The organism is Sediminibacillus sp. JSM 1682029 (genome assembly GCF_041366435.1).
GTDB classification, from domain to species: Bacteria; Bacillota; Bacilli; order Bacillales; family Amphibacillaceae; genus Sediminibacillus; species Sediminibacillus terrae.
On the sequence record NZ_JBEWYY010000008.1, the window covers coordinates 18476 to 30167 of the forward strand.

Below are 11692 nucleotides of genomic sequence, written 5' to 3' on the forward strand. Positions count from 1 at the left end.
CACATATCAGACAGAGCGCCATATGACTTTGCATATCATGCGTGCTGTCTCGCATTCTCTTTAAATTCAAGTCCTTTGTCCATCTCGAATTGCACTTGTTCATCCGTTTCTTTTTGTTTAGCTTTTTCAATAGCTGCAAAAGCAGCTTCCGTGCCTATTTTTCCTAAAGACCAAGCCGCAGTCCCACGGATGACCGGTCGGGGGTCTTCCTTCATCAACCGGATCAACTCCTCGACGGCACTTTCTTCCTTATAGTGGCCAAGGGCGATGATCGCATTGCGTTGAATCGGTTTTTTTCCGCGCCACGAGCCGGCGATATCTCCGAATTTTTCTTTGAATTCCCGATTGGACATGGAAAGCAGCGGCACTAGTTTCGGTTTCACAACCTCCGGATCCGGCTCCATTTCCGGATGAAGGTGGAAATCTTTCTTATGATTCTTCGGACAAACCAGCTGACACGTATCACAGCCATAGATCCGGTTTCCCAATTTGCCCCTGTATTCATCCGGCAAAAAGTCTTTTGTCTGGGTTAAAAAAGCAATGCACTTCTGGGCGTTCAATTGCCCGCCCTGGACCAACGCGCCTGTCGGACAAGCGTCGATGCACTTGGTGCACTCCCCGCAGCTGTCTTCAACCGGTTCATCCGGTGTGAATGGAACATTGGTGATCATTTCTCCTAAATACACGTAGGAACCAAATTCAGGAGTAATCAACGTGGTATTTTTTCCGCTGAATCCGATGCCCGCCCGTTCAGCGACGGCACGGTCTGACAGTTCTCCAGTGTCGACCATCGATCGATAGCTAAAACCGTACACCTTCTCCGAAATGAACGCAGCCAGTTTCTCCAATTTATCTCGTAAAATATCATGATAATCTTTTCCCCAGGAAGCACGACAGAACAGCCCTCTCCGCTCCCCTTTCTTGCTCTTTGGGGCATCCTTCAGTCTGGAGGGATAGGCAAGGGCAATCGAAATTAGCGACTGCGCCTCCGGCATCAGCTTGACAGGATTCGTCCGCTCCTCTATCGACCCTTTTTCAAAGCCAGACTGATAGCCAAGATCCTGCTGCCGTTCCAACCGTGACTTCAACTCGGTAAATACATCCACAGAAGCAAAACCAACCTTATCGATGCCAATGGACTTGCTGTAGTCTATAATCTCCTGCTTCAACTCCTCATAAGCCATCCACTTTCCCTCCTTTCTAACTGAAGGGGGCCAGTCCCCCGATGGATCGGGGGACTGACCCCAAAAATCCAAAACATCTTCCATGCCGACCAAGAACCCCGTCATACCGGAATTTCATCCAGAACAGGGACTGACCCCAAAACAGGGTGGGGACTGTCCCTCGATCGATTCAGGGACTGACCCCCGGCTTAACGGTTGCTGATATCTTTGACTTTGGCTGTGCGTATGCGGTTCAGGGTGGCTGCTATTTCGAACCGGCGTGGTCTGGCCAGGTCACCAGGATGCTGGTCCGGAAACGGCGCGAAGGATCCGAGTCCTTTTTGATCGATTTGCGCTTCTATTTCATCCAGTATTTCTGTCAGTGAACGGTCGTTTGCCAGCCACTTTTTCTGGTCCAGATGCCGAATGATTTCGGCTATCATTCTCGTTTGTGAAGCATCGACTAATTGCTCGACATAGTGCAGATTGATATCGGTCCGTCCCATGATAATCGTCGTGAGCCCTTTCGCCTGGACTTTATGCTTTTTTCCCTGGCTGGTTTGTAAGCTGCCAGGCAAAAAGCGCCGATCAGGCAGACTGCCAAATGGTTCACTCGCAGGACGCTGACGGTTAAAAGGATATCTTTCTGCAATTTCCCGGGCTTTTTCCGTAACATTGTAAGGTTGATAACGATCCATCATGATCACTTGATCGGCAGCATCAAAATAATCACCCGAACCACCCATCACAAGTATCGTGGACACATCGAGCTGATCGCGCATTTGCCGTATTTTATCAATAAACGGCGTAATCGGTTCTTTTTCTTTCACGACCAATTCCTGCATCCGCTGATCACGGATCATAAAGTTGGTAGCACTCGTATCCTCATCGATTAACACCGAAGCAGCACCAGCTTCCAATGCTTCTACGACATTGGCTGCCTGCGAAGTACTTCCACTGGCGTTCTCTGTGGAAAAACCGCTCGTATCCTTCATGTGGGGCAAATCGTTGATAAAAGGTGAAATGTTGACGGTGCTTACCTGGCGTCCGTCTTCGGCACGCACTTTCACCGCAGTCGGATCGGTCAATACATATTCCCGTCCATCACCTTTGACATGGTGATACACCCCGCGCTCAATTGCCTGGAGCAGGGTGCTTTTCCCATGGTATCCACCACCGACAATCAAGACGATCCCTTTTGAAAGGGCCATTCCCGTAAGCGGCTCTTTCCGATGAGGCACTTCTATCGATACCCGGTTCTCCTTGGTACTTTGAAAAGGGACTGCCTGTCTCATCGGTCGATTGCTGATTCCACTTTCCCTGGGAAGGATTGCTCCGTCTGCGATAAAGGAAATCCAGCCATGTTCCTCCATTTTTTGTCTAATTGCCTGATGTTGATCGGCTAGCTGAACGCTTGCTTCGATATCTTCATCGGAAATAGAAAAAACCGACTTTTCCATAATCGCGGGGATTATGTCAAAAAACAGTTTCTCTGCTTCTCTTCCATTAATCCTCCTGCCATTTGCCGGCAGACCGATTGATAAACAAATCGTTGTAAAACCAGGGTCAAGCTGAACAGCACTTCGTTCCAGTATTTCCTGACCAGGATTGTCGATAGCGATCAGACCGCTTTTTCCGGAACCTTTGCTGTACACGGTATTATCCTTGATTGCCTTGGCAACCGCTCTTGCAATTCGATCTTCGCTATATATTTTCCGCTGGCGGTTCCCCTTCCAGTCCGGCTTTATCCGTCGATAAGCGTCCGGCACTATCAAGCGGATCTTTGAAGGAGAAGCAAACGGATCTCCTTGTACATAATCGACGACTAGCTCATAACGGTGAAAGGAATAACGTCCTTGAATCCCTTTATACCCTTTATAGCTTTTCCCATCGATTTGCTGCAGCTTTCTTTGCAGTTCTTTCATCATAAGACACCTCTTTTAAACACTGACTAGTTCTAGGATACAATCTTCCATGACTTCCTATCAAGCGAGCATCTTCCGAGACATCCAGTTAATTTTAACCAAATTAAAAACGCAATGCCTCGTTGCTTTAAAAACGAAACACTGCGTTGGCTCATGAGTTCATTGGAGCGGGTGAAGGGAATCGAACCCTCATCATCAGCTTGGAAGGCTGAGGTTTTACCACTAAACTACACCCGCATCTTAAGTAGACAAATCATCACCTGCATTTGCCAGTTTTTCCTTTGGTCCGAAAGCTTCGGCAAAGGCTTGAAAAGAATATTTCCTTTAAGTGATGTTTATCATTATAACAACCGGATTCCGGTGTTGCAATAGGTATATATCATTTTTTGTCGAAAAAAATGACTGTTTTTCGGAAAAGAAGATGGGTATCCCGGAAAAACGCGCAGCTAGCTCTATGAAAACCAGCATCTACAGCCATTCCACCATATAATACAAGGTTATTCTGTGCTATAATTTTTTATAACTGTCAACTTCGAAAAAGGAGGATTCCTTCCATGATTTATTCACAGGTTTTGTCCCAAACAAATTTCGTGAACGAAGACGAGTTAATGTACCCGTTCCAGGAACGCGGACTGCAGTTCGGGGATGGTATATATGAAGTCATCCGCGTTTATCAAGGACATTTTTATTTAATAACCGAACATATCGACCGGCTTTTCCGCTCGGCAGAGGCTGTCAAACTAACCTTGCCTTTCACGAAAGAACGACTATTTCAGCTGCTTGGTGATCTGCTTAAAGTCAATCAGATAAAAGGAGATGCCAAAGTCTACCTCCAGGCAACCAGGGGTTCGGCTTTACGGGACCATGTCTTTCCGGATGTCGATGCAAACTTTTATGCATACGCACAAGGATTGCCTCGGCCGATTCAAAAATTGACCAACGGTGTAGCCGCGATCACCCAGCCGGATGTGCGCTGGCAAAACTGTTACATCAAAAGCCTGAACTTGCTTCCGAATGTGCTTGCCAAACAAGAGGCAAAAGAACAGGGAGCATTTGAAGCGATCCTCCATCGTGATGAAACGGTGACAGAATGCAGTTCCTCCAACGTCTATCTTGTAAAGGACGGGGAAATTCGTACCCACCCGGAAACGAACAACATTCTGCATGGATGTGTCCGTTCCCGAGTAAAGGTGCTCGCTCGACAACTGGATATCCCTTTACTGGAAAAAGCATTCTCGACCGATGATTTGCAGCAGGCAGATGAGGTGTTCCTGTCGAGCAGTACAGCTGAAATCATGCCGATTGTGAAAATCGACGGGAATAAAGTTCACTCAGGAGAACCCGGAACTGTTACGAAAAAACTGCAAAAGGCGTATGAAGAAGACGCCGGTCTGACTGCATCTATATTCGCACAAGTAAGATAACGTAAGAGGTCGGGACAAAAGCAAGACCACTAAAGTACAAACCGAACGAATTCTAGCTGCCAATCAAATTCGTTCGGTTTGTATTTGTATATTCTCTTTTTATCCTGTTGTTTGATGTGTGCTTCGAATCGCTACGGCAAGTTACTACGCGTTCCACGGGCACGGCTTCAACTTCCTCCGAAAGCACCAACCGCTTTCTTGCGGGATTTTCAGCTCGTGCTGTTCCCGTTGGAGTCTCCGTATCTTGCCTTCGCTACGTTTTTGTGCTCTGATTTCCACACGATAAAGACAAGATGAACCGTATTCTTCTATTGGATGATAGATATCTAAACAGTGACAAAGACGAAAAATCAGCATCTGGGTTCCTTTATTCTTCGGAATTGGACAATAGCATAAAAAGGATAAAGAAGTACTCCTGGTTTCCACGCAGCTTCGCTCTCTATCCGTAACGGCAATAGGCAAAGCGGATATAACACCAAGAGAGAAAACTTCTCCATCAACGGAGGCAAGGTGCGTAGACTCCAGCGGGATAAGCGCGAGCTGAAGATCCACTTGGCAAAGCGGTATTCTTTGCCAAGTTAGCTGAAGCCGTGCCCGCGGAAAGCGAAGTACCTTGCCGGAGTGGAAAATTGCACTTTTCATGAGAAGGGTAGAACGGTTTGCTTTTTACTAGGTCACGATGCTTTTCTCCCAGGCTCTTTTGGTTTTCCTTCGGAACGAACCACGATTCAGCTTTCTTCTAAAAAGTTATTGATTTTTCTAAAAATAATGGTATGATTAAAAATCTGTCACCAGAAAAACAAAACAAAATCTTCCATTCACCTTGTTGTTTTGCTTCATCATCGAACAAACCCACAAACAAACACATACGCTCAGACAAAATATGGTTACCGGGAGGGACTAATCCTTGAAAAAAATCGCGATTATCGGTAGCGGCGGTGCCGGAAAATCAACATTGGCCAGACAATTGGGCGAGATTCTCCATTTACCCGTCTACCACTTGGATGCTTACTTTTGGAAGCCCGGCTGGCAGCCGATCAGCAAAAAGGAACTGCAAACGCTGCAGCAGGAGATCATCCAGCAGGACGCCTGGATCATTGATGGCAACTACGGGTCCACCATGGAATTACGGCTGCAGGCTGCAGACACTGTGATTTTTCTCGATTATTCCACCTTGAGATGCTTATATGGCATAGTCAAACGACGCATTCAGTACCAAGGGAAAACCCGTCCCGACATGGGAGTAGATTGCCGGGAAAAACTCGACCTTGAATTTTTCCTTTGGGTGGCCAGGTTCAAGAAACGGAGGGCCCCTGCTATCAAAGACAAGCTGAGGAACACGAACGACATTACCATCTACCATTTAAAGACCCCTAAGCACACGAAAAAACTGCTCAATCAGCTAAAAAAATGACCTCTTGCCTTTACATAGCTACAGTGCTGGTGTTCCGGCACGCCCGGCCTCATATGGTAAAGCGTGCGACCGCCTTATCAAGTTGTCTTGCGTAATCTGCTAGGGTGGCGGCGCTGTCGGAAACACCTCTGATTTCCTGCTTCTGTTCAAGAACCGAACCAGACGCTTGCTCAAAACCGATTGAAAATTGATTGGTGATATCTGCGATTTTATCGACCGATTGGTTGATATCTTTGCTGTTCAAGCTCAGCTGTCGGATTGTCTGAGAGATGGTTTGGATTCCATCGGCCATTCCTGCCATCTCTTCCTGTATGTAATGAAAACTTGTCTCTGTCTCCAAAGATTTCTGTTTTCCTTCTGCGATTTGCTGATAACCATCGGTCAGGGATGAGGAAACATTCGCTGTATCGGCCTGTATTCCCGAAATCATTCTGGTGATTTCACTGACAGAAAGCTCGACCTGTGTTGCAAGCTTCCGGACTTCTTCGGCCACCACGGCAAACCCTTTTCCGGCAGTGCCCGCCCTGGCTGCTTCAATCGAAGCATTGAGTGCAAGCAAATTCGTTTGTGCGGCAATTCCCTTGATCACTTCCACCAAATGAGAAATCTCCTTGGAACTCTCGTCCAAATTGCGCATTTTTTCCACAGCACTTTCAAAAATAGCATACACTTCTTTCATCTGGCTGGTTGTGCTGTTCATCGATTCACTCCCGGCCTGGGTGGCAGACAGGACCTGTTTGGAAGAGGCAGCCAATTCAGCTCCCTTTGCATCTGCCCGTTCAATATCCTGATAGAAACCGCTGACTATCCCGTGAATGCTTTGTGAAAAACCGGCTTGTTCCTGGGAGCTTGCCGATAATTGCTGCATGGTGGCTGCTATATTTTCACTCGCCTGTTGTACTTCATTGGAATGCCGGTATAAAAAGTCGCTCTGCCCGGAGACTTGACGGGATGTTTGCTGAATATGGCCGACCATCTCCTTGATTTTCCGATTCATCTTGTTCACCGCTTTGGTCAGCTGTCCGATTTCATCCTCCCCTTCATAATCAATTTCTTCGTTGGTCAAATCTCCGTCCGCAATTCGATGACTGACTTCCACTAGTTGCTTCAACCCTTGTCTAAGGGTGCGGGCAATCAAAACGGCCATTCCGGCACTGATAATACTGACAATCATTATTACCGCCGCCATGGAAATCATGGCTGTCCTGATATTGTTTTCGGCTGCAGTGATCAATTGGTTACTGTCAGCTTGAACATCCGTTTTAAGTTGATCAAGCAGTTCGACATTCTGATTACGAAGCGCAGAAATCTGCAAACGTGCATCGGTATATATTTCCGTGTCTCCTCGAACCACTGACGGGACGACATTGTCGACAAACAGTTTATCGATTTCCCGGTTGTTATTTTCGATTTCCCGGAACGTTCCAGCCGCTGGAGTATCAGTTACAGCGGCAGATACTTCTTTTATTTTTTCATTCAGACTGTTCCGAAGCTGACGGTATTCCTGCTGGTCTTCACTTCGCAAAAACGTTATATAATCGGCGATGCGGATGTCCTTCGACCTTATTAATGAACCAATTTCCGTCATCTGCACCGCCCGTTCTTCCTGAATCTTAATACGATGTATATCCTTCACTAAACTGACCAGCAAACTGCCAATGATAACGGCGGCAGCAAGATAAAGCCCAATTGTCAAAAAAGCCTGCAACAACAGTTTGCGACTTATCGTGATATTGTTCCACTTGCTTTTTTTCAAAAAGTAACTCCTTAAGGCTGTCCGTCTTGTTGCATGCTTCTTGTTTTTACTGCCTGCCCAAAACTTTATCCCCATTTCCCCCTACCACCTTTTTATTTTTCTTGTCTATCTGTAGCAAATTTTAAAAGAACCTGGAGGGGATTGCTATGCAATCGTCGATACTTTACAAAAACTTTAAATGCGAGTGACCAAACACATCAGGTGGTTCGAGATTGACAGAAAAGCCGCGGGCTATCCGGATACTGCCCGTTAGTATGATCGAAAATTTACGCCGTCCCTTCGTTTCACTTCATAGACTCCGTAAGACATACTACCTATCCATTATTTGGGCGGCAAAAAACCGGACCCGTTAGAAGGTCCGGTTTGCTTTCTTTATTTACTATCATCTTCCTCTTCCAGCTTTTCCATTTCCCGATGGGTTTGCGGGAAGCCGTTGGCAACCCATTCTGAACGATACTCGTGATCCAGCCCTGTCAAACCTTTTTCTGCCTCATCCTCGGGGGCATCGGGGCTTTCGATTTCATCTTTTTTTTGGATGGTTGGATCAAGGTTGGAAGAACCTTTGCCATCTTGTAATTTTGCGTCCGCTTGATCGATCATTTGTTTTTCTTTATTCATCATATCCATTTGCTTATCGATGGCCGTTTTGGCCTTTTGCATGGTTTTGCCCGCCCCTGTTTTGACCTTTTCCATCATCTCATTGGCGTTTACGCTTCCATTTCCCGATTTTTCCTGATATTTCTTCACAGCCATAACCGTACCTGCTGAGACCAAAGCTGTAGATCCGGCAATCATTCCCATTGTTGATTTTTTCATGTGAATCCCCTCCGTTTAATTAGCCGTAATGAATAATTGTGCTAGTAATCTATATCCTTTTTCAGCATAATCTAAACGATTTCATTGCAGATTGCTGCTCAGACAGGCAACCGATTCGTTGGATTGCATAAATTAACAAGGGATATCGAAAGGGGCAGATAAAGTGGTTGACGAACGGAAAATAAATGTAGGGAAATATAATATGAATGTCCGCCTTTTCAATCAAGGAGACGGTAAGGATGTTGTTGTTTTAAACCACGGAATTCCGACTAATTCCCACTTATGGGACTATGTGATACCTTACCTCAAGCAAAACTATACCGTATTGGCTGTGGACATGATCGGATACGGAAAATCAGATCGGGGACCTTGCGAAGACTTGACCTTGCCAAAACAAAGCCAATATATTCTTACCGCAATGGATCAGCTTCAAATTGAAAAAGCTCACTTTATCGGTCACGATTTGGGCGGGGGAGTTGTTCAAATCATTGCAGTCCATCATCCCGAACGGATGAAAAGCATGATTGTCATTGATGGCGTTACGTATGCCAACTGGCCGTTGCCTATCGTTGAATCAATCAGATATCCAACTGCAGAAGAATTCATGCCGTCTCCTTTATTCATTGAACGGATGCTTAGAGAAGGAGTGTACTTCCCTTCCATGCTGACGCCTGGTTTGCTTCAAAAATTCACCTCTCCATTTAATACGCCATCTGGACCGGAGGAGCTCCGTCAAGCATCCTTGGCCCTTAATCACCATCAAACAGAAGACCTTGTCCCCTACTTACCAAACATCAGCAAACCTGTCACCCTGCTCTGGGGGCAGCATGATCGATTCCTGGTTCCGTACTGGGGGATGATCCTTCATCAAACGATTCCCGGGTCCGTGTTTAAGATCATTCCGAACGCAAGCCATTACTCCATGATTGACCAACCAACACTTGCGGCAGCTGCCTTTTTAGAGCATCTAGATGCATAAGCTGGGTAAGGGTATTACGAAACGAACGGAGCGCAAGCGATGGCAGAAGAAAAAACGAAGCTGCATTTCCGTGTTGCCTTTTTGCTGACACCTTAACAAGGGTTTTCTAGAAAGAAAAGCGCAAAGGCCTGTTTAAATGAGTACAGGCTAATTTTCCACATCCTGTGACAACACCTTCATCAACACCCATCGACAAGCTCAACCAAGGCCTCGAAGCGGCGGTCTATTGTCACACACAGAGGCTTTGCTTAAATCTTCGAGGGGGGCCGCTGGAGCTGCACATCTCTTGCTTATCTCCTAAAAATAAACAGTACCGGACCTTTGTAGGTAGCGGTACTGTTTTTCGGTCATTGCATTTGTCCGGATTGGAACTGGTTGGTCTGACCGCCCATTTGGTTGGGCATCGGCTGAAAAGAAGCGGCCATGGTCGAAGTTTGCTGGGAGTTGAATTGTGCTGGCTGGTAGTAACCTTTTTGGTTCATCCAGCTCCACATTTCATACGCCATTTCCTGGCACAAATTAGCGCCGTTCACGTGATAACTGCGAAGCTGCGGGTCCACACATTCATTTGCCCACTGCATTCCCATCATGGCACCTGCTTTATGAGCATTCAATGCCAATGTCGCCATTGTCTGATCCGAAAGCGACTGAGTATTCACCGACGGTGCCGAAGAATTGTTCTGCTGCATCCCCGGCATAGTGTTGACTGCCTGGAAATTCGGGTATTGGTGGGCAAGTTGTACATTCTTGCCTTGCATTAAATTGACCCCTTGCTGATAGGCCGTTATCATTTGCTGCTGGTGTCTTGTCAGCATGCCCTTTAGCTGCTGGTCATTACATTGATTGGCAAAAAAGCCATGCTGTTCAATTTCTGCTGCTTTGGTTCTAAGTGCTTCCTGTGTTTCTAGAAGCTCGTGAGCTGGTGCATTCATCGTAATACCTCCAATAAGTATAGTTGGACTTGATCCACTCCCTATTGTCTTCCAATCCAAAAATTAAATGCGCTATCTTTGAATTCCCAGAAGGACTATACCCCAAAGTCACTTTTCAAATAAAAAAGAGTCCGGGACAAAAGCATCGTGCTCAAAACTAGAACCGAACGATTCCCTCATTCGCTCGGTTTTTGTTTTGATAGCCATACTTTTGTCCCGGCCACCGAAAATTCCTTTACTCATTTTTGCTCCTTCACCGAACCACGGTAAATAATGGTATATGGCACAATGATCCGCTTCGGAGGGATTTTGTTGTCGATCGTCCTTTCAATTAGCGCCCTGGCTGATTGGGCGCCTAACTCATGAATATTGATATCGACGGTTGTCAACGCCGGCTTTGTTATCTCAGACAAATAAGCATTATTGAAACTGACCAACGAGATATCATGAGGCACCTGGACGCCGGATTCCTCGAGAGTGCTCAGTACACCAAGGCTCATTAAGTCATCTGTCACGACAATCCCGGTTGGACGTATAGGAAGAGAAAGCAACTGTTCGACCGCTTCCTTTCCTCCTGATTTTAAAAATTCCGTATGGATGACATAGTCTTCGTCATGCGGCAAGTCTGCATCTGTCAACGCCGCCAGGTAGCCGGACTCCCGGTCCCTCGTAACGAAAAGGTCCTTGGAACCCCCGATGAAGGCGATTTTCTCATGGCCTCTTGCAATAAGATGATTGGTGATTTGCTTTCCAGCCATAAAATTGTCATTGTCGACATGGGTGATTTCTTCCAGCCTGGCAAAGGGCTTGCCGATCATGACATACGGAAAATCCCGCTCCTCGAGAAAGGCCACGACCGGATCTTCCACACGGGAATACAACAAAATCAGTCCATCGACATAACTGCCATACACCATCCGCTGTACTTCTTCCAGAATTTCTTGTTCTGTCTCGCCACTGGAAAGGGTCAACGAATACTGTCGTTCATGAATGACAGAACCGATTCCCCGAAGAACCTCGGGAAAAAACGGATTCTGTAACGCTTTATTAGCAGACGACGGCATGATGGCACCGATTGCTTTAGTCGACTTAGCCACCAGGTTACGTGCATGGATATTGGTATGGTAGCCGAGCCGTTCCATTGCTTCGCGCACTTTTTGCTTTGTATCCGGACTGATCCGCGGATTGTCCGCAATCACGCGTGACACAGTAGAGGGGGATACACCTGTTTCCTTTGCTACATCCTTTATTGTCACCATCAGCCAAGTCCACCCTCTACTTTT

Annotated in this window: 10 protein-coding genes and 1 tRNA gene; 3 read left to right on the forward strand and 8 right to left on the reverse strand. The window is 46.5% G+C overall.

The window, feature by feature from the left end:
• Positions 1-35: 35 nt before the first annotated feature.
• From queG to ABVF09_RS13885, 3 genes are all read right to left on the reverse strand, one after another.
• Positions 36-1184, reverse strand: coding sequence for a tRNA epoxyqueuosine(34) reductase QueG (queG, locus tag ABVF09_RS13875; RefSeq protein WP_026571835.1), 1149 nt, complete (start codon positions 1182-1184; stop codon positions 36-38).
• Positions 1185-1372: 188 nt separating this feature from the next.
• Positions 1373-3088, reverse strand: a complete 1716-nt coding sequence (locus tag ABVF09_RS13880; RefSeq protein ID WP_371069423.1) for an ABC-ATPase domain-containing protein — start codon at positions 3086-3088, stop codon at positions 1373-1375.
• 163 nt (positions 3089-3251) lie between these two features.
• Positions 3252-3325 (reverse strand) — tRNA-Gly (locus ABVF09_RS13885).
• Between the two features lie 317 nt (positions 3326-3642).
• Here ABVF09_RS13885 and dat point away from each other — a divergent pair.
• Together dat and ABVF09_RS13895 are read left to right on the forward strand one after the other, a co-directional pair.
• Complete coding sequence (gene dat / locus ABVF09_RS13890; protein ID WP_371069424.1) at positions 3643-4512, forward strand: D-amino-acid transaminase; 870 nt, start codon at positions 3643-3645, stop codon at positions 4510-4512.
• Positions 4513-5419: 907 nt separating this feature from the next.
• Positions 5420-5926 (forward strand): DNA topology modulation protein, encoded by a 507-nt coding sequence (locus ABVF09_RS13895; protein ID WP_026571832.1) that lies wholly within the window; start codon positions 5420-5422, stop codon positions 5924-5926.
• A 49-nt stretch (positions 5927-5975) separates the two neighbouring features.
• Here ABVF09_RS13895 and ABVF09_RS13900 read toward each other — a convergent pair whose 3' ends face one another.
• Entirely contained in the window at positions 5976-7757 is a 1782-nt protein-coding gene (locus ABVF09_RS13900) for a methyl-accepting chemotaxis protein (RefSeq protein ID WP_371069425.1), read from the reverse strand.
• 297 nt (positions 7758-8054) lie between these two features.
• The gene (locus tag ABVF09_RS13905) at positions 8055-8498 is read right to left on the reverse strand and encodes a hypothetical protein (RefSeq protein ID WP_051382241.1); all 444 of its coding nucleotides are present in this window, start codon (positions 8496-8498) and stop codon (positions 8055-8057) included.
• Between the two features lie 163 nt (positions 8499-8661).
• On the opposite strand from ABVF09_RS13905, the gene ABVF09_RS13910 reads away from it, so the two are divergent.
• Positions 8662-9477, forward strand: coding sequence for an alpha/beta fold hydrolase (locus ABVF09_RS13910; RefSeq protein ID WP_371069426.1), 816 nt, complete (start codon positions 8662-8664; stop codon positions 9475-9477).
• A 347-nt stretch (positions 9478-9824) separates the two neighbouring features.
• On the opposite strand, the gene ABVF09_RS13915 is transcribed toward ABVF09_RS13910, so the two are convergent.
• The 3 genes from ABVF09_RS13915 to ABVF09_RS13925 all read right to left on the reverse strand — a co-directional run bounded on the left by ABVF09_RS13915 (position 9825) and on the right by ABVF09_RS13925 (position 11668).
• Entirely contained in the window at positions 9825-10409 is a 585-nt protein-coding gene (locus tag ABVF09_RS13915; RefSeq protein WP_051382242.1) for a spore coat protein, read from the reverse strand.
• Positions 10410-10517: 108 nt separating this feature from the next.
• Positions 10518-10652, reverse strand: coding sequence for a hypothetical protein (locus ABVF09_RS13920; protein WP_371069427.1), 135 nt, complete (start codon positions 10650-10652; stop codon positions 10518-10520).
• Positions 10649-11668 carry a LacI family DNA-binding transcriptional regulator gene (locus ABVF09_RS13925; RefSeq protein WP_272914959.1) on the reverse strand — a complete coding sequence of 340 codons (1020 nt, stop codon included), beginning with the start codon at positions 11666-11668 and terminating at the stop codon, positions 10649-10651. The genes ABVF09_RS13920 and ABVF09_RS13925 overlap by 4 nt, the downstream gene beginning before the upstream one ends.
• Positions 11669-11692 lie beyond the last annotated feature (24 nt).